Origin of the sequence: Sphingomonas sp. ABOLH (genome assembly GCF_003951715.1) — a bacterium.
Lineage (GTDB): Bacteria > Pseudomonadota > Alphaproteobacteria > Sphingomonadales > Sphingomonadaceae > Sphingomonas > Sphingomonas hankookensis_A.
The window spans coordinates 1-19492 of the sequence record NZ_QQWV01000033.1 but is presented as its reverse complement, the minus strand read 5'-3'; the positions used below and the strand labels follow the sequence as shown (position 1 = coordinate 19492).

Annotated in this window: 21 protein-coding genes, 1 tRNA gene and 1 pseudogene; 7 read left to right on the top strand and 16 right to left on the bottom strand. The window is 66.6% G+C overall.

Annotated elements, in window-relative coordinates:
* Nucleotides 1-29 precede the first annotated feature (29 nt).
* From CA237_RS14205 to CA237_RS14200, 3 genes are all read left to right on the top strand, one after another.
* Complete coding sequence (locus CA237_RS14205) at nucleotides 30-410, top strand: hypothetical protein (RefSeq protein ID WP_232307847.1); 381 nt, start codon at nucleotides 30-32, stop codon at nucleotides 408-410.
* 72 nt (nucleotides 411-482) lie between these two features.
* Nucleotides 483-671, top strand: a complete 189-nt coding sequence (locus CA237_RS19705; RefSeq protein ID WP_066687594.1) for a hypothetical protein — start codon at nucleotides 483-485, stop codon at nucleotides 669-671.
* Between the two features lie 2 nt (nucleotides 672-673).
* A complete protein-coding gene (locus CA237_RS14200; RefSeq protein WP_198158472.1) occupies nucleotides 674-1630 on the top strand; it encodes an aldo/keto reductase in 957 nt (318 codons plus the stop codon).
* A gap of 32 nt (nucleotides 1631-1662) precedes the next feature.
* Here the strand turns inward: CA237_RS14200 and trxB are convergent, their stop codons facing one another.
* The 6 genes from trxB to alaS all read right to left on the bottom strand — a co-directional run bounded on the left by trxB (nucleotide 1663) and on the right by alaS (nucleotide 8520).
* Nucleotides 1663-2634 (bottom strand): thioredoxin-disulfide reductase, encoded by a 972-nt coding sequence (trxB, locus tag CA237_RS14195; RefSeq protein ID WP_241215497.1) that lies wholly within the window; start codon nucleotides 2632-2634, stop codon nucleotides 1663-1665.
* 92 nt (nucleotides 2635-2726) lie between these two features.
* On the bottom strand, nucleotides 2727-2861 hold the full coding sequence (locus tag CA237_RS20155) for a hypothetical protein (RefSeq protein ID WP_269746887.1): 135 nt from the start codon (nucleotides 2859-2861) through the stop codon (nucleotides 2727-2729).
* Nucleotides 2862-2991: 130 nt separating this feature from the next.
* Nucleotides 2992-3068: transfer RNA gene (locus CA237_RS14190), tRNA-Met, on the bottom strand.
* Nucleotides 3069-3121: 53 nt separating this feature from the next.
* The gene (locus CA237_RS14185; RefSeq protein ID WP_066687589.1) at nucleotides 3122-3637 is read right to left on the bottom strand and encodes a 2'-5' RNA ligase family protein; all 516 of its coding nucleotides are present in this window, start codon (nucleotides 3635-3637) and stop codon (nucleotides 3122-3124) included.
* Complete coding sequence (locus tag CA237_RS14180; RefSeq protein ID WP_126014448.1) at nucleotides 3634-5520, bottom strand: potassium transporter Kup; 1887 nt, start codon at nucleotides 5518-5520, stop codon at nucleotides 3634-3636. Before CA237_RS14180 ends, CA237_RS14185 begins: the two co-directional genes overlap by 4 nt.
* Before the next feature lie 354 nt (nucleotides 5521-5874).
* Nucleotides 5875-8520 (bottom strand): alanine--tRNA ligase, encoded by a 2646-nt coding sequence (gene alaS, locus CA237_RS14175; protein ID WP_066687587.1) that lies wholly within the window; start codon nucleotides 8518-8520, stop codon nucleotides 5875-5877.
* 109 nt (nucleotides 8521-8629) lie between these two features.
* Between alaS and CA237_RS14170 the strand changes: the two genes are divergently transcribed.
* From CA237_RS14170 to CA237_RS14160, 3 genes are all read left to right on the top strand, one after another.
* Nucleotides 8630-9976, top strand: a complete 1347-nt coding sequence (locus CA237_RS14170; protein ID WP_066687585.1) for a dicarboxylate/amino acid:cation symporter — start codon at nucleotides 8630-8632, stop codon at nucleotides 9974-9976.
* 125 nt (nucleotides 9977-10101) lie between these two features.
* Nucleotides 10102-11325, top strand: coding sequence for a kynureninase (gene kynU / locus CA237_RS14165; protein WP_066688086.1), 1224 nt, complete (start codon nucleotides 10102-10104; stop codon nucleotides 11323-11325).
* Nucleotides 11326-11375: 50 nt separating this feature from the next.
* On the top strand, nucleotides 11376-11594 hold the full coding sequence (locus CA237_RS14160) for a DUF3072 domain-containing protein (RefSeq protein ID WP_066687583.1): 219 nt from the start codon (nucleotides 11376-11378) through the stop codon (nucleotides 11592-11594).
* Between the two features lie 101 nt (nucleotides 11595-11695).
* Here CA237_RS14160 and CA237_RS14155 read toward each other — a convergent pair whose 3' ends face one another.
* Genes CA237_RS14155 through ccmC form a run of 7 tightly spaced genes read right to left on the bottom strand, consistent with a single transcriptional unit; the run spans nucleotide 11696 to nucleotide 16449 of the window.
* Complete coding sequence (locus tag CA237_RS14155; RefSeq protein ID WP_066687580.1) at nucleotides 11696-12340, bottom strand: hypothetical protein; 645 nt, start codon at nucleotides 12338-12340, stop codon at nucleotides 11696-11698.
* Nucleotides 12337-12741 (bottom strand): cytochrome c-type biogenesis protein, encoded by a 405-nt coding sequence (locus CA237_RS14150; RefSeq protein WP_066687577.1) that lies wholly within the window; start codon nucleotides 12739-12741, stop codon nucleotides 12337-12339. The genes CA237_RS14155 and CA237_RS14150 overlap by 4 nt, the downstream gene beginning before the upstream one ends.
* Nucleotides 12738-13265 (bottom strand): DsbE family thiol:disulfide interchange protein, encoded by a 528-nt coding sequence (locus tag CA237_RS14145; RefSeq protein WP_066687574.1) that lies wholly within the window; start codon nucleotides 13263-13265, stop codon nucleotides 12738-12740. Before CA237_RS14145 ends, CA237_RS14150 begins: the two co-directional genes overlap by 4 nt.
* Entirely contained in the window at nucleotides 13262-15181 is a 1920-nt protein-coding gene (locus CA237_RS14140; protein WP_126014423.1) for a heme lyase CcmF/NrfE family subunit, read from the bottom strand. Before CA237_RS14140 ends, CA237_RS14145 begins: the two co-directional genes overlap by 4 nt.
* 13 nt (nucleotides 15182-15194) lie before the next feature.
* On the bottom strand, nucleotides 15195-15623 hold the full coding sequence (gene ccmE, locus CA237_RS14135; protein WP_066687567.1) for a cytochrome c maturation protein CcmE: 429 nt from the start codon (nucleotides 15621-15623) through the stop codon (nucleotides 15195-15197).
* Nucleotides 15620-15727 (bottom strand): heme exporter protein CcmD, encoded by a 108-nt coding sequence (gene ccmD / locus CA237_RS14130; protein WP_125655582.1) that lies wholly within the window; start codon nucleotides 15725-15727, stop codon nucleotides 15620-15622. Before ccmD ends, ccmE begins: the two co-directional genes overlap by 4 nt.
* Nucleotides 15724-16449: a heme ABC transporter permease CcmC gene (gene ccmC / locus CA237_RS14125; RefSeq protein WP_066688085.1), complete on the bottom strand. Its 726-nt coding sequence runs from the start codon at nucleotides 16447-16449 to the stop codon at nucleotides 15724-15726. Before ccmC ends, ccmD begins: the two co-directional genes overlap by 4 nt.
* A 103-nt stretch (nucleotides 16450-16552) precedes the next feature.
* On the opposite strand from ccmC, the gene CA237_RS14120 reads away from it, so the two are divergent.
* Complete coding sequence (locus tag CA237_RS14120) at nucleotides 16553-17305, top strand: helix-turn-helix domain-containing protein (protein ID WP_164523878.1); 753 nt, start codon at nucleotides 16553-16555, stop codon at nucleotides 17303-17305.
* A gap of 41 nt (nucleotides 17306-17346) precedes the next feature.
* Here CA237_RS14120 and CA237_RS14115 read toward each other — a convergent pair whose 3' ends face one another.
* From CA237_RS14115 to CA237_RS14105, 3 genes and pseudogenes are all read right to left on the bottom strand, one after another.
* A complete protein-coding gene (locus CA237_RS14115; protein WP_066687554.1) occupies nucleotides 17347-18351 on the bottom strand; it encodes a ferritin-like domain-containing protein in 1005 nt (334 codons plus the stop codon).
* Between the two features lie 17 nt (nucleotides 18352-18368).
* Complete coding sequence (locus CA237_RS14110; RefSeq protein WP_241215496.1) at nucleotides 18369-19322, bottom strand: ferritin-like domain-containing protein; 954 nt, start codon at nucleotides 19320-19322, stop codon at nucleotides 18369-18371.
* Between the two features lie 62 nt (nucleotides 19323-19384).
* Nucleotides 19385-19492 (bottom strand): annotated as a pseudogene (locus CA237_RS14105) (IS5/IS1182 family transposase); the annotation flags it as partial.

Below are 19492 nucleotides of genomic sequence, written 5' to 3'. Positions count from 1 at the left end.
TAATCGACGATGCAACCGCCGTGCCGCTGATGCGTTTGGCGCCCGGTCATAACGGAAGGGAAACCGCCATGAAGAAGCTCATTCTGCTGCCGCTCGCCGCCGCCGCATTCTCGATCGGCGCTTGCAGCCAGAAGGCGCAGAACGAAACCGGCGAGGCGGCCGACGCCGTTGCCGCCGATGTCAACGCGACGATGGGCGAAGCCGTCGACGACGTGCAGGCCGCTGGCGACCGTGCCTTCGGCGCCGCCGAGAACGCCGCCGACCGCGCTGGCCAGAAGATCGACAACGCGACCGATCGCGCTGGTGCCGCGCTTGAACGCGGTGCGGCCAAGGCCGACGCCGCTGCCGACAACGCGCAGCGCGAAGCCGGCCAGGAACTGGAACAGGCCGGCCGCGAAATGCAGCGCTGATCCTCTTCGGTTAGCAGACAAGGCCGTGTCCCGACGCAACGGGGCGCGGCCTTTTTTGTTTGGAGATTATCGATGCGCCCTGCCCCTATCCTCGCCCTGGCCTTGGCCACCCTGCTCCCGGCCGGATGCAGCGGGTCCGACGACCGCTCGGCCCCCGGCGGCGTCACACAGGACGAGGCAGCCGCGCTGAACGACGCCGCCGCCATGCTAGACAATGGCGCGCTCGACGCCAACGCCATCGCCCCCGATCCGAAGGACTGACCATGACCGCTATTCCGCTCCGAACGCTGGGCGCCACCGATCTGCAAACCCCGCCCCTGATCCTGGGTGGTAACGTCTTCGGCTGGACGATCGACCGCGATTCCAGCTTCCGCATCCTGGACGCCTTCGTCGACCTGGGCGGCACGATGATCGATACCGCCGACGTCTATTCCGCGTGGGTCGACGGGCACCGTGGCGGCGAGTCCGAGACCATCATCGGCGAATGGCTGCGCCGGTCGGGCAAGCGTGACCTCGTCCTGATCGCGACGAAGGTCGGCATGCTTCCCGGAGAAGGGGGCGAAAAACTGGCGCCCAGCCGGATCGCGGCGGCCGCCGAGGCATCGCTCGACCGGCTCGGCACCGATCATATCGACCTCTATTACGCACATCAGGACGACGACGACACGCCGCAGGAGGATTATCTGGCGGCGTTCGGCCGGCTGGTCGATGCCGGAAAGGTTCGCGTGCTCGGCGCGTCCAATTTCCGCGCCATGCGACTGAAGTCGGCACTCGACCTTGCGACGTCAGAAGGACTGCCGCGCTTCCATGCGCTCCAGCCCGAATATAATCTGGTGAGCCGCCGCAAATATGAGGGCGAACTCCAGAACCTCTGCGTCGAGCATAATATCGGCGTGGCGCCCTATTACGGCCTCGCCTCGGGGTTCCTCACCGGCAAGTACCGCTCCACGGAAGACCTGTCGAAAAGTGTGCGCGGCGGTGGCATGGCCAAGCTGCTGGCCGGGAAAGGCGCCGCCGTTCTTGCCGCGATGGATGCCGTCGCGGCAGAAACCGGCGCGACCCTGGCACAGATCGCGCTCGCGTGGCTGGCAGCACAGGAAGGCGTGACCGCGCCGATCGCCAGCGCCACCAGCGTCGATCAGCTCGAGGAACTGGTCGGTGCGTGGCAGATCGACCTGACGGCCGACCAACTCGCCCACCTGACCGACGCGGGCGTGTAAAGTCCGGGGCCGGGCAACGCGCCCGGCCTCGCTTATTCGGCGGCTTCGGCCACCTCCGCAAATTCCGCCGCCTGCAGGAAACGTTCGGCGTCCAGCGCCGCCATGCAGCCGGTGCCCGCAGCCGTCACCGCCTGGCGATAGACCTTGTCCATCACGTCGCCGCACGCGAAGACGCCAGGCACGCTGGTCCGGGTCGAACCGGTTTCGACAGCGATATAGCCATCATCATCGAGCGCGAGATGCCCCCGGAACAGCTCGGTCGCCGGATGGTGGCCGATCGCGACGAAGCCGCCATCGACGTCCAGCATCGACAGTTCGCCGGTCACGGTGTCCTTCAATTCGATCCCGACCAGCCCATGCGGATCGCCGCCACCGACGAAACGCTCGACCTGCTTGTTCCACAGGACGCTGATCTTGTCGCTGGCGAACAGCCGCTGTTGCAGGATGCGTTCGGCGCGGAAGCTGTCGCGGCGATGGATGATCGTCACATCGTCGCTATGGTTGGTCAGGTACAGCGCTTCCTCGACCGCAGTATTCCCGCCACCGATCACCGCCACCTTCTTGCCTCGGTAGAAGAACCCGTCACAGGTCGCGCAGGCCGACACGCCCTTGCCCTTGAGCAGTTCTTCGCTGTCGAGGCCGAGCCAGCGCGCCTGCGCACCGGTGGCGATCACCAGCACCTCGCCTTCATAAACGTCGCCGCTATCGCCGGTCAGGCGAAACGGCCGTCGGGTCAGGTCGACATCGACGATCGTATCCCACATCATCCGGGTACCGACATGCTCGGCCTGCGCCTGCATTTCACCCATCAGCCACGGCCCCTGCACGACGTCGCGAAAGCCGGGATAGTTCTCGACGTCCGTCGTGGTCATCAACTGACCGCCGGGCTGGATGCCCTGCACCACGATCGGCTCCATGCCGGCGCGCGCGCCGTAAATTGCAGCAGAGAGACCCGCCGGTCCCGAACCTAGGACGAGCATGCGAGTGTGGTGCGTGACAGCCATGAGATCATATTCCGTTCGATGCGAGCGGCCCGTCTAGGCCGGTCGCGGGGTCGAACGCAACATGGGGAACGTCAGGTGGCGCGCAAGTCGCCTTACAGGACGAACGCCAGGATGACGGCCCAGAGCGGTATGGCCAACAGCATGCCGGAGAGAAGCCCGGAAAGATGCGGCGGACGATCCTGAACACCGCGAACGGGCGTCGGGCGGGCGGGGGCAACGATCGGCATGGCGGCTATCCTCCCTTGCTCGTATCACCACCAACAACGAACGAGCGCGCCGCAAGTTCGATCTAGCTGAACGGAACATGAAGAATACGAGAGATCGGCGTCGCGGACGCTGCGCTGACGCCTTGGCGGGTGGTAGCGAAGGAGGGATTTGAACCCCCGACCCCAGGATTATGATTCCCGTGCTCTAACCAACTGAGCTACTTCGCCCCGCCGCATCCCCATCGGGGAGGGCGGCCCTATACGAACGCGAATCGTTGCGGTCAAGCGAACATGTGTCGGGAAAATAATTCCCACGGCCCGCCACGATACCACCAGCTGGCCAAACCCGCGATTTTCAGCGGGTGCGGGGTAAATCCGGCGGACAATTCGGCCAGCAACGCCTTTGCGGCAGCGGGTTCGACCTTGTTCTGAATCGTGACATGTGGACGCCATCCGGCGCGGTCCTGCGGCGTCAGCATCGATGCGAACGCATCGGCCAGTTCGGCGCGGACCGATTCGAGATCGGGCGATTCGATGCGATAGGCCACGCCCCGGCCGAGGTTCATCAAGCCGCCGACCCGGGCAAACGGCGCCGGCACGCCGCGCGTCAGCGCGTTCAGGCGTTGCTTCAGTTCCGGTCCCAGCTCCGGGGCCAGATGGTGGAACATCGTGCAATGCGCCGCAAGGACGTTGCGCTCGGGCGGAAAATAGGCGCGCCGCTGCCGGTCGAACCACGCCTGATCCTCATGCCCGAACAAGGCGGTCACGATGATCGGGGCGGGGTCGGGCGGGGTCAAATCTCGACCTGACTGCCGAGCTCGACGACGCGGTTGGTCGGCAGGCGGAAGAACTCCATCGCGCTTTCCGAATTCTGCAGCATCCACGCGAACAGCTTTTCGCGCCAGATCATCATGCCCGGCCGCGATGACGGCAAGAGCGTCTGGCGCGCGAGGAAGAAGCTGGTGTCCATCATCCGGAAGTCGCCGCCGCAACAGCCGACCGCCTTCAGCGCGCCGGGAACGTCGGGGTCCTGCATGAAGCCGAACTTCAGGATCATGCGGTGGAAGCCCTGCCCCAGATCCTCGTTCTTCGTGCGAAGCTCGGGGTCGACATAGGGCGTGTCGGCGATCTTCACGGTGAGCAGGATCACCCGCTCGTGCAGCACCTTGTTATGCTTCAGATTGTGGAGCAGCGCGTGGGGCACGCCTTCGGGGGTCGACGTCATGAAGACGGCGGTGCCGGGCACGCGGGTGGCGCTGCTGGCCGCCGACTGGATGAACACCTTGATCGGCATCGCGGCCTCGCGCATCCGCTCGATCATCAGCTTGCGCCCCTTGGCCCAGGTGGTCAGCAGGACGAAGACGACGATGCCGACCAGCAGTGGGAACCAGCCGCCATCGGGCACCTTGGTCAGGTTCGACGCGAAATAGGCGCCGTCGATGCACAGGAACATGAACATGAACGCGGCGACCGCAGCGACGGGCCAGTTCCACACCCGCTTGATCAGCACCGCGATCATGCAAGTGCTGATGAACATCGTGCCCGTCACGGCAATGCCATAGGCTGCGGCCAGGTTCGACGATTCCTGGAACCCGAAGATCAGCAGCAGGACCATGACCAGCAGCGCCCAGTTCACCGCCGGGATGTAGATCTGCCCCGCGGCATCGGCGCTGGTATGTTCGATGCGCAGGCGCGGCATCAGCCCCAACTGCACCGCCTGCTGCACGACCGAGAAGGCCCCGGTGATCACCGCCTGGCTGGCGATGATCGTCGCGAGCGTCGCGAGGATGACGAGCGGAAGGCGGAAATCCTCCGACGCCATGAAGAAGAACGGGTTGGACGCCGCATCCGGGTTCTGGAGCAGCAGCGCCCCCTGCCCCAGATAGTTCAGCATCAACGCCGGGAACACGACGTACAGCCACGCAACCGAGATCGGCCGGCGCCCGAAATGGCCCATATCGGCGTACAGCGCCTCGGCACCGGTCACGGCCAGCACCACCGACCCGAGCGCAAGGAACGCCATGATGCCGTCCTGCGCGAAGAATCGCACGGCCCAGATCGGGTTCAGCGCCTGGAAAATGTCGGGTCGTTCGAGAATGTTAAGGACGCCGAGGAACGTCAGCGTCGCGAAATAGGCGATCATGATCGGCCCGAACAGCCGCCCGACGCTGGCCGTGCCGACCGCCTGCAGCCAGAACAGCCCGATCATGATGACCACCGCGATCGGGATCACGAACGGGTCGAAACCGGCATTGACCGTCGCCAGCCCCTCGACCGCCGACAGCACCGACACGGCGGGCGTGATCATGCAGTCGCCGAAAAACAGCGCCGTCGCGAGCACGCCGAGGATGACGAGGCTGGCGGTCCAGCGACCGCCACCGCTCTTGCGCTGGATCAGCGCCAGCAGCGCCAGGCTGCCGCCTTCGCCATTGTTATCGGCGCGCATGATGATGAAGACGTATTTCAGCGTCACGATCAGCATCAGCGACCAGAAGACGAGGCTGACCACGCCGAAGATGTTGAGCTGGTCGACCGGCAACCGGTGATGGCCGACGAAGGTCTCCTTCATCGCATAGAGCGGCGAAGTGCCGATATCGCCATAGACGATGCCGAGCGCGCCGAGCGACAGCTTGGCGAGCGACTGGCGCGGCCCATGATGGGTCGCGCCCGTGTCGGGCAGGTCGGCGGCTTCCGACGAAGCCTCTCGGGAGAATATCACGGGCGCGGGAACCGCGCCGAAGTGGCAACGAGTTTGGTCATGTCGACCGCGTCCCAGTGGTTCAAGGCCGGGCCGTTAGCACGCGCAATATTGCTGTGCAATCGTCCGCACTGCACGCCTGCGGCTGCATCGGGGATGAACGGGAGTTTTGGGTGATGCTGCGGCGGTGGCAGGAGGTTGGCGTGCGTACGTGCGTTCGGGGCACGACGGCCATTACAGAACCAGACGTCACCCCGGACTTGATCCGGGGTCCCGCTTCTACTTCCGACGTCGAGAGAAGCGGGCCCCCGGCTCAAGGCCGGGGTGACGAGGAAATTAGTTCGTCAGCAGCGCGCGAATCGCCGCCAGCGCTTCGTCGCCCTTGGCTCCGTCCGGGCCACCGCCCTGAGCCATGTCAGGGCGACCGCCGCCCCCCTGCCCGCCCAGCGCCGCGACCGCCGCCTTGACCAGATCGACCGCGCTGATCCGGCCGGTCAGGTCGCTCGACACCCCGACCCCGACCGAGGCGCGGCCGTCATTGACCGCGACCAGCGCAACGACGCCCGAGGGAACGCGCGCACGGGCTTCATCGATCGTCCCGCGCAATGCCTTGGCATCGAGCCCGTCGATCACCTGACCCAGAAAGGCGATGTCGCCGACCTGTTCCGGACCGGCCGGCGCCGCACCCGCACCGCCGCCCATGGCCAGCGCCTTCTTCGCCTCGGCCAGTTCGCGTTCCAGACGACGCCGATCCTCGACGAGCTGCGCCACGCGGGCGGGCACTTCGTCGGGGGTCGCCTTCAGCGCGGCAGCGGCTTCCCGCAGCTTCGCGTCGCGATTGCCGAGCCATTGGCGCGCTGCCTCGCCGGTCAGCGCCTCGACGCGGCGGACGCCCGAGGACACCGCGCCTTCGGACACGATCTTGAACAGGCCGATTTCGCCAAGCGCATTGACGTGCGTCCCGCCGCATAACTCGATCGAATAGGTGCCTTCCGCATCCTGTCCCATCGACACGACGCGGACCTCGTCGCCATATTTCTCGCCGAACAGCGCCATCGCGCCCATCGCGATCGCATCGTCGGGGGTCATCAGCCGGGTGGTGACCGCACCGTTGCCGCGCACCTGCGCGTTGACGTCGGCCTCGACCAGCGCCAGCGCGTCCGCCGCGATCGGGGAGGGTTGCGAGAAGTCGAAGCGCAGCCGCTCAGGCGCGACCATCGATCCCTTCTGCGCGACATGGGTGCCGAGCCGCTCCCGCAACGCCTCATGCAACAGGTGCGTCGCGGAGTGGTTGGCGCGAATCTGCGCACGGCGCGCGGTGTCGATCGTCAGCGCGACGCTGTCGCCGACCTTCAGGCTGCCGGCGTCGATCGTCGCGACATGGGCATGGAGCTTGCCGAGTTGCTTGGCGGTATCGGTGACGGTCGCCATGAACCCGGCATCGGTGGTCATGGTGCCGGCATCGCCGACCTGCCCGCCGCTTTCGGCATAGAAGGGCGTCTGGTTGGTGAGCACCAACACCTCGTCACCCGCCTCAGCCGAATCGACCCGCGCGCCGTCCTTGACGATCGCGACGACCTGCCCCTCGCCCGCCTCGACCGAATAGCCGATGAATTCGGTCGGTCCGGCGGTTTCGAGGACGTCGAACCAGACATCGTCCGACGCCTTGGCACCCGAGCCCTTCCACGCAGCACGCGCGGCGCGCTTCTGTTCGGCCATCGCCGCGTCGAATCCGGCACGGTCGACGCCGTACCCTTGCGCACGCAGGGCGTCCTCGGTCAGGTCATAGGGGAAGCCATAGGTGTCGTAGAGCTTGAACGCGGTCTCGCCGGCCAGCGTCGCGCCTTCGGCGAAATCGGCAGTCGCCTCGTCGAGCAGCTTCAGCCCCTTGTCGAGGGTGCGGCGGAACTGGGTTTCTTCCTGCTGCAACGTCGCTTCGATCAGCGGCTGCGCGCGGACCAGCTCCGGATAGGCCGCGCCCATTTCAGATACGAGCGAGCCGACAAGCCGGTGCATCAACGGGTCCTTGGCACCCAGCAGATGCGCGTGCCGCATCGCGCGGCGCATGATCCGGCGGAGCACATAACCGCGGCCTTCGTTCGCCGGCAGCACGCCATCGGCCACCAGGAAACCCGACGCGCGCAGGTGATCGGCGATGACGCGGTGGCTGGCCTGCGTCGCCCCTTCGGCGCGGGTGCCGGTCAGTTCGCAGGATGCGGCGATCAGCGCCTTGAAGGTATCGGTGTCGTAATTGTCCGACACGCCCTGCATAACCGCTGCAATGCGTTCGAGGCCCATGCCGGTGTCGATCGACTTCTTGGGCAGTTCGCCGACGATCTCGTTGGCGTCCTGCTCGAACTGCATGAACACCAGGTTCCAGATCTCGACGAACCGGTCGCCATCCTCGTCCGGCGAACCGGGGGGACCGCCGGGGATGTGGTCGCCGTGATCGTAGAAGATTTCCGAGCACGGACCGCACGGGCCGCTGTCGCCCATCGCCCAGAAATTGTCCTTGGTCGGGATGCGGATGATCTTGTGATCGGGCAGCCCGGCGATCTTCTTCCACAGGTCGAACGCTTCGTCGTCGGTATGATAGACAGTCGCGGTCAGCTTCTCCGCTGGCAGTCCCCAGTCGCGGGTCAGCAGGGTCCAGGCGTTCAGGATCGCCTGTTCCTTGAAATAATCGCCGAAGGAGAAATTGCCGAGCATTTCGAAGAAGGTATGATGCCGCGCGGTATAGCCGACATTGTCGAGATCGTTATGCTTGCCGCCCGCGCGCACGCATTTCTGCGACGACGTCGCCGTCACGTAAGGCCGCGTCTCGAGGCCGGTGAACACGTTCTTGAACGGCACCATGCCCGCATTGACGAACATCAGCGTCGGATCGTTCTGCGGAACAAGCGGCGCGGAGGGCACGCGGGCGTGGCCCGCCTTCTCGAAAAAGTCGAGGAACGAGCGGCGGACATCATTGGTCGAGGTCATGTCCGCTCGATACGCAGGCGCGCGCGACTTGCCAAGCGAGGACACGCACAGGGGTTGACCCGGACGAAACATTCCCGTCCTTTCCCGTGCAAACGATCAGGGACTACGCATGGCCAAGCGGCTTACGACTTTCATTCTCATCGCGCTGGTGGCGGGGCTCGTGCTCGGCTGGGCGCTGAATGCCGGGCTGGACGATGGCGGCGGCGCCGGCACCGCGACGCTGAAGAATATCGCCTATTATCTGTCCGCCGTGACCACCGTGTTCCTGCGGCTGATCAAGATGATCATCGCGCCGCTCGTCTTCTCGACGCTGGTCGTCGGCATCGCGCATATGGGCGACAGTTCGTCGCTGGGCCGGGTCGGGCTGCGGTCGTTCGGCTGGTTCGTGATGGCCAGCTTCATCTCGCTGATGCTCGGGCTGTTGCTGGTCAATCTGTTGCAGCCGGGCGTGGGTCTGGGCCTGCCCGTCCCGCCGGTCACCGCCGCGACCGGCGTCGACAAGCCGGCATTCGATTTCGTGAAGTTCGTCGGCCATATCTTCCCCGCCTCGGGCATCGAGGCGATGGCGACGAACGAGATCTTGCAGATCGTCATCTTCTCGCTGTTCATCGGCGTCGCGCTGACGGCGGTCGGCGACAAGGGCAAGCCGCTGGTCCGCGCGCTCGAAGGGCTGGTCGCGGTGATGTTGCAGGTCACCGATTACGTCATGCGCTTTGCCCCGTTCGCGGTGTTTGCGGCGGTGACGGCGACGCTGGCCGAACGGGGACCGGGGATCATCGGCGACCTCGCCTATTTCATGGGCAGCTTCTACCTCGGCCTCGCCACGCTATGGACGGTGCTGATCGGCATCGCCTTCGCCATCATCGGCCCGCGCGTGAAGATGCTGCTGCGCTATCTGCGCGATCCGATCCTGCTCGGCTTTTCGACCGCCTCGTCGGAGGCCGCCTATCCGCGCACGCTGGAAGCGCTCGACCGGTTCGGCGTACCGCCGCGCATCGCCAGCTTCGTGCTGCCGCTCGGCTATTCGTTCAACCTCGACGGGTCGATGATGTACATGACCTTCGCGTCGATCTTCATCGCGCAGGCGTACGGCATCGACCTCAGCTGGGGACAGATGTTCCTGATGCTGCTGGTGCTGATGGTCACGTCGAAGGGGATTGCCGGTGTCCCGCGCGCCAGCCTGGTGGTCATCGCCGCGACGCTCGGCATGTTCAACATCCCCGAAGCCGGGTTGTTGCTGATCCTTGCCATCGACCATTTCCTCGACATGGGCCGCACCGCGACCAATGTCGTCGGCAATGCCATCGCCGCCAGCGTCATCGCCAAATGGGAGGGCGGGTTCGATCCGCCCGAATCGCCGGAGATCGAACCGCTGCCGACCCCGTCGGGACAGCCGCGCACCGACGTGCCCGACAGCTTCCGCGACATGGGCGGCCCGCCGCCCTCCGCGCACTGAGCGACCAGTATCGATATGAACCGACCGCGCAGCAAGGCCCGCGTCGGGCATCCTGATCTGGCAAAGGTGCTGAGCGGCATGTTCTCGTGGCAATCGACCGTCCGCCGGGTGGCGGCGTGGGCATGATGACGCTGATCGAAGCGGGGGCCAGCGACGCCGCCGATCCGCTGCACAGCGTCCGCGACCGCTTCGCTCTGCCCGAGGGCGTGATCTATCTCGACGGCAATTCGCTCGGCGCTCTCCCGCGCACCACCCCGGCGCGGTTGCAGCAGGTCGCGACGCAGCAATGGGGCGACGGGCTGATCCGCAGCTGGAACGCGCATGACTGGATCGGCGCAGCGCGGCGGATCGGGGCGAAGATCGCGCCGTTTATCGGCGCACAACCGGACGAGGTGGTGGTCGCCGATTCGACCTCCGCCAACCTGTACAAGCTGCTGGTGGCGGCGTTGAAGGCACGGCCGGGGCGCGCCACGATCCTGTCCGAACCCGGCAACTTCCCGACCGATCTCTACATCGCCGATGGCGCCGCGTGGAGCGTCGGCGATGCGCGGATCAGGACCGTGCCGGTCGACACCATCGTCGACGCGATCGACGACGATGTCGCCGTCGTGATGCTCACCCATGTCCATTACAAGAGCGGCGCGATGCTCGACATGGCCGGCATCACCGCCGCCGCGCAGGCACGGGGCGCGCTGGTGCTGTGGGACCTCAGCCACAGCGTCGGCGCGGTGCCGCTCGACCTCACGGGCTGCAACGCCGACCTGGCGGTCGGCTGCGGCTATAAATATCTGAACGGCGGCCCCGGTGCGCCCGCCTTTCTCTACGTCGCAAAGCGTCACCATGCGACATTGCGATCGCCCTTGTCGGGCTGGCTGGGCCATGCCGCACCGTTCGATTTCAGCGACGATTACGCCCCGGCCGCCGACATTTCGCGCTTCCAATGCGGGACACCACCGATCCTCGCGCTTGCCGCGCTAGAAGAGGGAATTGCGCAATTCGACGGCGTCGACCGGGATGCGCTGATCGCCAAGTCCCGCGCGCTCGGCGACTCCTGCATCGCGCTGGTCGAGGCGCGATGCCCGGAGCTGACGCTCATCAGCCCGCGCGATGCCGCCCGGCGCGGCAGCCATGTATCGTTCCGCCATCCCCATGCCTATGCAATCTGCCAGGCGTTGATCGATCGCGGCGTGATCGGCGATTTCCGCGCGCCCGACGCGCTGCGGCTGGGGTTCGCGCCGCTCTATATCGGCTTTGCCGATGTGTGGCGGGCGGTCGATATCCTGCGGCGAATTCTCGACGATCGCAGCTGGGACGATCCCAGATACCATGCCCGCAACGCCGTAACCTGACGGAACGAACTGGGAACGCGCGGGTTGGTGGCGGTGAAAGGAATTCTGCGATGACCGACCACCCGAACCCCAAGAGCGAACCCTTTTCGAATGCCGAAAAGGACCCGGACGACTGGACGACCGGCGACGAACCGATGACCGGCGCCCAGGCGTCCTATCTGAAGACGCTAAGCGAAGAAGCGGGCGAGCCGTTCGACGATTCGCTGACCAAGGCGGATGCGTCCAAGGCGATCGACGCGTTGCAGGCAAAGACCGGGCGCGGCGCCTGAGCGGACGGCAGGCGGACTGGAGTCTGATCCAGCTCCTCCGAAACGGGCGTCATCTCGGCGAAGGCCGGGGGAATGACATTTTCGCGTGAGTGGATCAGACTCTATCGGGCCGGGGCGGTCGGGCGCATTGCCATCAACCGGTCGAGCAGGACCAGCCGCATCGCAAGGTCCTCGCGATAGGATGCGTTGCGCGGCGTGCGCGCCAGCGCCGCGAGCCATGCTCGCTTCGCGCCGGGCAGGTCGCCCGTCTGGATCAACGCCATGCCGTAATAGAAATAGGGGCCGGGGTGATCCGGCGCCGTTGCGATCCCACGGGCAAAGGCGGTGCGGGCAGCGGGCGAGAGTACCTGCCCGCCGTCATGGGCAAGGATCGCCGTGCCCAACCGGGTCCACAACCGCCCGCTGTTCGGGGCACCCTGCAACCCGCCCAGCACCGCATTTACCGCCGCCTGGGCCGCTCCCGCGCGGGCAAGACCATCGGCCGCGACCGCATAGGCGTAATCATAGGTAAAGCGCCCCCAGATCGCGTCGCGCAAATCGTCTGCCGCGATATCGGGTGCCTCGAACTTACGCTCCGCCGCGCGCGGCACGCCGGCCAGGGTCGGGCTCCCCTGCCACGCATAGCCTGCCGCGCCCAGCATCAGCGTGGCGCCAACAAAGCCCCATAACGGCTTTGCGACACGCGCCATGACCAGCAGCCCGAAGATGGCAATCAGCAACAGCGCGAGGATCAGCCAACCGTTCATCGCCGACGCCCCTTCAAGCTGCGCCGGGCGAGCAGACCACCGATCGCCAGCAGCACGATCGGCGCCAGCCATAGCGGCCCCGTCGCACCCGACAGCGGCGGGTCATAGCTGACATAGTTGCCATAGCGTTCGATCAGCCAGTCGCGCACCGCGACCGGCCGCTCCCCCGCTGCGATCCGCTGCCGGACCAGTGCGCGCATGTCGGCGGCCATGTCGGCGTCGCTGTCGGCGATCGACTGCCCCTGGCAGACGAGACACCGCAGCGTTTCCATCAATGCCTTGGCCGCTCGCTCCTGGGCCGGATCGGCCAGTTGCGTATCGGCCAGTGCCGGAGGCGGCACACGCGACTGGGCCAGCGCCGGGGGCGCGATCAGCAGCGCCAGGACGAACAGCGCCCTCATCGGGCGGACTTCAATTTGTCGAGCAGGACCGGCACATCCTCGTCGCGGATCGCCCCGATATGCTGGTGCGCGATCCGTCCCTGTCCGTCGATGACGAAGGTTTCCGGAACGCCGGACGATCCCAATGCCAACTGCACCGAACTGTTGCGATCGTCGCCGATCGCCGCAAAGGGATCGCCATTGGTCGACAGGAACCGCGCAACATCGGCCGGCGTATCGCGGATCGCGATGGCGTCGATCGTCGCGCCCGCCTGTGCCAGCTTCGCCAGCTGCGGTGCTTCGGCGGCGCAGGGCACGCACCAGCTGCCGAAGACATTCAACAGCCGCGGCTTGCCGGCCTGAAACATCGCGGTCGTCAATCCCGGCTTGCCCGGAGCGGCCGGGGCCAGGCTGAACTGGGGCAGCGGCTTGCCGACCAGTCGGGAACGCACCTGCCGGTCGCTGTGCTGCGGCAGCATCCACGCGAACAGCCCGGCAATCGCGACGAAGGCGAGCAGCGGAAGCCAGAGCAGGCGACGGTTCATCGCGCCTGCCGCCGCCGCACGCGCCCGACCAGCGCGATCGCCCCGCCCAAAGCAATCAATCCGCCACCGGCCCAGATCAGCGTCACGAACGGCTTCCACCACAGCCGCAATTGCCGCCGCCCGCCGGCATCGTCGCGGCCGAGCACGGCATAGAGCTGCCCGTCCCAATAGGTCGCCAGCGCCGCCTCGCTCGTTTCGGTCGGCGGATTGGCGAAGAAGCGCTGTTCGGGCCGCATCACGAACGCCCCGCCCGCTCCGCGCGTGACGGTCAGCCGCCCCTGCACCGCCGACCAGTTATCGCCGACCACCGGCTTGATCCCATCGAAGCGCACGTCAAACGGTCCGACCTTGTGGTGTTCGCCCGGCGCAGCGGCGACCAGCCGTTCCTGCGTAAACGCGCTGTCGCTCGCCATGCCCGCTAGGCTGACCGCGATGCCCAGATGCGCGACGACCATGCCCCAGATCGGCAGCGGCGTCCGCCACGGGCTCCGCCCGACCAGCGGCAGGACGCTGGCGGCCGCCAGCCCGGCGGCCAGCGCCAACCCGAACTTCGGCAACCACCCGCTGTCGACGAACGCGACCGCCGCGATCAGCACGACCAGCGTCACCCCGGCCGGCACCGCGACCCGGCGCAGCACCGCCGCGCCCCGATCAAGGCGCCACCGCAGCAACGGCCCGACCGCCATGCCCGCAACCAGCAGCAACGCGATCGGCCCGGCGGCGCGGTTGAAGAAGGGCGGCCCGACCGAGAGCTGCACCCCGAACGCCTCCGCGACCAACGGGTACAGCGTCCCGATCAGCACGATGCCGAGGATGACCGACAGCAGCAGGTTGTTGAGCACCAGCCCGCCCTCGCGGCTAACCGGCTCGAACAACGCCCCCTGCCGCACCGTCCCGACCCGGAACGCGAACAGCGCCAATGCTCCGCCGATATAGAGGATCAGCAGCGCCAAAATGAACCCGCCCCGCGTCGGATCGACCGCAAAGGCGTGGACGCTGGTCAAAATGCCCGATCGCACCAGGAACGTACCGACCATCGACATCGAAAAGGCGACGACCGACAGCATGATCGTCCATGCCCGCAGCCCATCGCGCGTCGCTAGCACCGTCACCGAATGGAGCAGCGCGGTCGCCGCCAGCCACGGCATCAGCGACGCATTCTCGACCGGGTCCCAGAACCACCAGCCGCCCCAGCCGAGCTCATAATAGGCCCAGTAGCTGCCCGCCGTGATCCCGATCGTCAGGAAAATCCACGCCCCCAGCACCCATGGCCGCATCGCCCGCGCGAAATCACGGCCGACATCGCGGGTGATCAGCGCGCCGACCGCGAAGGAAAATGCCACCGACAACCCGACATAGCCGAGGTAGAGCGTCGGCGGATGGAAGGCGAGGCCGGGGTCCTGCAACAACGGGTTGAGGCCCAGCCCGTCGCGCGGTACAGGCGACAGCCGGGCAAAGGGATTGGAGGCGAACAGCAGAAATGCGTAGAAGCCGGCCGCAATCGCCGCCTGCGCTGCCAGCGTCGCGGCATGGGTACGCGTCGCCAGCAACCGTTCGAACAGCGCGATCCCCGCCCCGGCCACCGCCAGCACAGTGACCCACAGCAGCATCGACCCTTCGTGATTGCCCCAGGTCGCCGCGATCTTGTACAGCATCGGCTTGGCCGAATGGCTATTTTCGGCGACCAGCAGCACCGACAGGTCGGTCCTCGCGAACAGCACGATCAGCGCCGCAAACGCCCCGGCCGCCAGCAGCCCCTGCGCTACCGCGACCGGCCGCACCGCCGCCAGCAACTCCCGCACGATCGCCGGCGGCTCCGCCTCGCGCGACGTCAGCGCGATCGCCGCCATCGCCAGTTGCAGCAACGCCATCGCCGCCGCCAGCCACAAGGCGGCAAGACCAGCCTCGGCAATCATCGGTTGCGATCGCTCATGGGGCGGTGCTCTCGCTCTTGTGCATCTTGCCCGCTACCTGCGGCGGCATGTAGCGTTCGTCGTGCTTGGCGAGCAGATTGTCGGCGACGAACCCGCCGCCTGCCACGAACCGTCCCTCGGCCACGACGCCCGATCCTTCGCGGAACAGGTCGGGGACGATCCCGGCGAAGCGCACCGGCACGGTCGCCTTGCCATCGGTCACGGTGAAATGGATCGTCACGCCATCTGCCGCCCGACGGACCGATCCTGCCGCGACCATCCCGCCCAGCCGCACCGGCTTGTCGATCGGCGCGGCGGCGGCATCGGCGGGTGCGTAGAAGAACGCCGCTTCCTCACCCAGCGCCGACATGGCGAGCAGCACCGCGCCGACGATCGCGACCACCGCCAGCAAAGCCAGCGTCATGCGTTGCCGTTTCGGACTCATCCCCGCTCCGCGCGGCGCATCGCCACCCATGAAGCAATGGTGATCGCGGCGATCCCGCCCAGCGTGACCCCATACGCCGCCGCAATGAACGCCCAATGGTTCATGCCGCCGCCCGCCGACGCATCCGCGCCTCCGCCTTGATCCGGGCCAGATCGGTCCGCATCCGCATCAGCACGACCCCACCGAACAACAGGCTCGCGCCGCCCGCCGTGAAGAACAGCGGCCACAGGATCGTCGGGTCGATGGTCGATTTGGTCAGCGTGATACTCGGCCCCTGATGCAGCGTCCGCCACCACAGCACCGAATAGCGGATGACCGGCAACAATGCCGTCCCGGCAATACCGAACAGTGCCGGGATACGCCCGTCGCCGTCGCGATCGGCATCGGCACGGGCGAGTGCCAGATAGGCTAAATACACGAAGAACAGCAGCAGCATCGACGTCAGCCGCCCGTCCCATTGCCACCATGTCCCCCAGGTCGGTCGCCCCCAGATCGAACCGGTCACCAGGCACAGCGCGGTGAACAGCGCCCCAGGCAACGCGATCGCGCGCGCGGCAACGGCCGCCAACGGGTGCCGCCAGACCAGATAGACGATGCTGGCGATCGCCAGGCTCGACCATCCGCCCATCCCCAGCCACGCGGCGGGTACATGGACATAGAGGATGCGGACGCTCTCGCCCTGCAGATAATCCGCCGGGGTCTGCGTCAATCCGGCCCAGCAACCGAACGCGAACAACGCCGCCCCCGCCCCGACCAGGATCGGGGTCAGCGGGCGGGCGATCGCTAGGAATCGTCGTGGATTGGCAAGGGCGTGAAGGCTCGGCACGGTCGCGCCCTGTCTATGCAAGGCGCGGGCAAACGGCAATGCGGATCGAACCGACCGGTTCGCAATTGCGTTGTCGCCGAACGCGTGGAAAATGGCCGCCATGATGACCCTATCGAGTGACATTGCCGACCGCCCTGCCACCCCGGTCAGCGAAGGCGGCGAAAACCGGCTGCTCGCCGCGTTGACGACGTCGGACCGCGCCCTGCTCGCCCCCGACCTCGAACGGGTCTCGCTGGTCGTCGGGGACACTTTGCTCACCGTCGATCAGTCGATCGATTATGTCTACTTCCTCGAAGGCGGGATCGCCGCCGTGCTGGAAGTCATCGACGGCGAACGGCAGCATGCCGTGGGCCTGCTCGGCGCGGACGGCTATGTCGGCTGGCCGATCCTGCTGGGCGACGACCGGTCGCCGCACGACGTCGTGCTGCGCGCCGAACCGGGCACGGCGCTCCGGATACCGGCCGATCGGCTGCTCGCGGCTGTCGAACGCAGCGATACGCTGCGCGCCGCGCTACTCCGCTTCATCCAGGTGTTCCTGATCCAGATGGGCCGGACGGTCGTGTCGGCACTGTCGCACCCGGTCGAACGGCGGCTGGCGCGTTGGATCCTGCTGTACCACGACCGGGTACGCGGTGACGAAATCTCGATGACGCATGAGGAGTTTCGGCTCATGCTGGCGGTCCGCCGCAGCAGCATTACCGACGCGCTGCATAGATTGGAAGAAACGCTCGCCATCAAATCGGTCCGCGGCCGGGTGATCGTCCGCGACCGCGAAAAGCTGTTGGAGATGGCGGCCATGACCTATGGCCCGCCTGAGGAAGCCTATCAGCGACTGGTCGGCACCCCCGGCAACTGAGCGAAGGCGGCGTCCCGACACGCGGAACGCCGCCCTCTCCCTTAATTCGCCGCGCTGGAGCGGATCGTGCCATTGACGCCGTTCGGGAAGAACCCGCCTGCCGTCTTGGCCGTCCGATCGAGATAGACGATGTTCAGCACTTGTCCCGGAGTCCGGCTGAACGCGATGCCGCTGCCATCGGTCGGCACGATGTTCGACGCGGTTGCATTGCCGCTGCCGGTCGCGCGAATCCCTTGGTCGAGGTCGCTGCTGCCATCGAGGCTGTCGCGCGCCGTCGAGATCGCTTCGGTCGCGTCGATCAGCGACGGAGTCGCCACGCCCTTGCGGTACAGCACGGTCCGGACCAGGCCCGCATGATAGGCTTCCGCCGCATGGATGCCCGCCGCCGCCTCAAGGAACGTCTTGTTGCTGACGAAACCGACGGCACCCTTATAGGCGGTGACGCCGACATCTTCGAAGATGAACGCGCCAAGCAGGAAGTTCTCGTCATTGGCGTACACGTCGAATGCCGCGCCCGCCCCGATCAGCCCGGCGGCGCGTGCCGCATTCGAAAAGGCGCTGGTCGCGGTCACGCCGATATCGATCGCCGGCTGCGCCACCGCCGCCGACCCGAGCGCGGTGCGCAGGAAGTTGACGTGCGCGATTTCGTCCGCCGCGATTTCACGCGCATAGCGCGCCACCAGCGGATCGGTGAACGTCACCTGCCGCCCGCCGCTGACCGCCCCTTGCGTGCCCGTTCCGCTCAGGCTGCTGTTCGGCAGGCCCGCGCCGGTCGCGGCAAAGGAATAGAATTGCGCTTCGAGATATTCGAGGTTCAGCGCGAAGTTCAGCACATCGGCATCGGTCAGCGCCGTCGTCGCGGTCGGGGTCGGCGTAGGCGTCGGCCCGGGGGTGATGAAGCCGCCGCCGCTGTCGCTGCACGCGGCCAGTACCGATGCGCCCGCCGTGGCGATCGCGGCACCGCCGGCATAGCGCATGAACTCGCGACGCGCGTTGCGCCGCTGGTCGCAGGCTTCGAGGACCTGCAGGATCGGATCGTTTTGCATGATGTCTCTCCTCAGGTTCAGTTGGCGGCGCTGGCGCGGATGGTGCCATTCACCCCGTTCGGGAAGAAACCGCCGCCATTCACCTGAGCGTTGTTGAGATAGACGATGTTGAGCGTCTGTCCGGCCGACCGGCTGAAGGCGATGCCGTTCGCGTCGAGCGGCGCGATATTGCTGGCATTCGGGTTGCTCGACAGCGGGGACAGGCCCTGGTCGAGATCGGTCGTGCCGTCGAGGCTGTCGCGCGCGTTCGAAATAGCATCGGTCGCCTGGATCAGCTGCGCCGATGGCGTCGCAATCCCCTTCGCATAGAGCGTCGTGCGCACGATCGCGGCGTGATAGGCCTCGACCGCGAGGATGCCGGCGGCGGCTTCGAGGAAGGTCTTGCTGCTCAGCAGCGGCGCCGCACCCTTATAGGCGGTGACGCCGACATCTTCGAAGATGAACGCGCCCAGCAGGAAATTCTCGTCGCTGGCATAAGGGTCGAACGATGCGCCCGCCCCGATCAGCCCCGCCGCGCGTGCGGCGGCGGAGAAGGCACCGTTCGCCGATGCGCTGATGTCAATCGCCGGCTGCGCGACCGCCGCGCTGCCCAGCGCCGTGCGCAGGAATTCGACATGCGCACGTTCGTCGGCCGCGATCTCGCGGGCATATTGCGCGACCAAGGTGTCGGAGAAGGTGACCTGCCGCCCGCCGGTGACCGCCCCTTGCGCGCCGGTGCCGGTGAGGATGGAGTTGGGAAGCCCGCTGTCGAACGCCGCGAAATAGTAGAATTGCGCTTCGAGATATTCGAGGTTCAGCGCAAAGTTCAGAATGTCCGCATCGGTCGGACCGCTTTGCGCCTGTGCTTCCCCGGACTGCGCCATAACAAAAGCGGCGCTGCCAACTGCTGCAGCGCCGCCCAGCATCTTGAAGAAATCGCGCCGTTCCTCACGCCGCTTCGCCCGCGCATCGAACGCGTGCGTCACTGACATTTGCTCGTCCATGACACCGTCTCCCTGGATCGTTGTCACGACCTAGGGTCAGGACTCGTTGATTACAGCCAGAAGATGACGGTGGCAGCGAGGACGATGGCGGAGAAGAAGGCTGTCGGGCAGCGGTCGTAGCGGGTTGCGACGCGGCGCCAGTCCTTGAGGCGGCCGAA

Coding starts and splice junctions, on each gene's coding strand:
- CA237_RS14160 (WP_066687583.1), top strand. CDS start 11,376: ATGACCGACCACCCGAACCCCAAGAGCGAACCCTTTTCGAATGCCGAA.
- CA237_RS14140 (WP_126014423.1), bottom strand. CDS start 15,181: ATGATTGCCGAGGCTGGTCTTGCCGCCTTGTGGCTGGCGGCGGCGATG.
- alaS (WP_066687587.1), bottom strand. CDS start 8,520: ATGACCTCGACCAATGATGTCCGCCGCTCGTTCCTCGACTTTTTCGAG.
- CA237_RS20155 (WP_269746887.1), bottom strand. CDS start 2,861: ATGCCGATCGTTGCCCCCGCCCGCCCGACGCCCGTTCGCGGTGTTCAG.
- CA237_RS14155 (WP_066687580.1), bottom strand. CDS start 12,340: ATGAACGGTTGGCTGATCCTCGCGCTGTTGCTGATTGCCATCTTCGGG.
- CA237_RS14145 (WP_066687574.1), bottom strand. CDS start 13,265: ATGAACCGTCGCCTGCTCTGGCTTCCGCTGCTCGCCTTCGTCGCGATT.
- kynU (WP_066688086.1), top strand. CDS start 10,102: ATGACGCTGATCGAAGCGGGGGCCAGCGACGCCGCCGATCCGCTGCAC.
- CA237_RS14115 (WP_066687554.1), bottom strand. CDS start 18,351: ATGCAAAACGATCCGATCCTGCAGGTCCTCGAAGCCTGCGACCAGCGG.
- CA237_RS14170 (WP_066687585.1), top strand. CDS start 8,630: ATGGCCAAGCGGCTTACGACTTTCATTCTCATCGCGCTGGTGGCGGGG.
- CA237_RS14200 (WP_198158472.1), top strand. CDS start 674: ATGACCGCTATTCCGCTCCGAACGCTGGGCGCCACCGATCTGCAAACC.
- CA237_RS14205 (WP_232307847.1), top strand. CDS start 30: ATGCGTTTGGCGCCCGGTCATAACGGAAGGGAAACCGCCATGAAGAAG.
- CA237_RS14110 (WP_241215496.1), bottom strand. CDS start 19,322: ATGTCAGTGACGCACGCGTTCGATGCGCGGGCGAAGCGGCGTGAGGAA.
- ccmE (WP_066687567.1), bottom strand. CDS start 15,623: ATGAGTCCGAAACGGCAACGCATGACGCTGGCTTTGCTGGCGGTGGTC.
- CA237_RS14120 (WP_164523878.1), top strand. CDS start 16,553: ATGACCCTATCGAGTGACATTGCCGACCGCCCTGCCACCCCGGTCAGC.
- trxB (WP_241215497.1), bottom strand. CDS start 2,634: ATGGCTGTCACGCACCACACTCGCATGCTCGTCCTAGGTTCGGGACCG.
- CA237_RS19705 (WP_066687594.1), top strand. CDS start 483: ATGCGCCCTGCCCCTATCCTCGCCCTGGCCTTGGCCACCCTGCTCCCG.
- CA237_RS14150 (WP_066687577.1), bottom strand. CDS start 12,741: ATGAGGGCGCTGTTCGTCCTGGCGCTGCTGATCGCGCCCCCGGCGCTG.
- ccmD (WP_125655582.1), bottom strand. CDS start 15,727: ATGAACCATTGGGCGTTCATTGCGGCGGCGTATGGGGTCACGCTGGGC.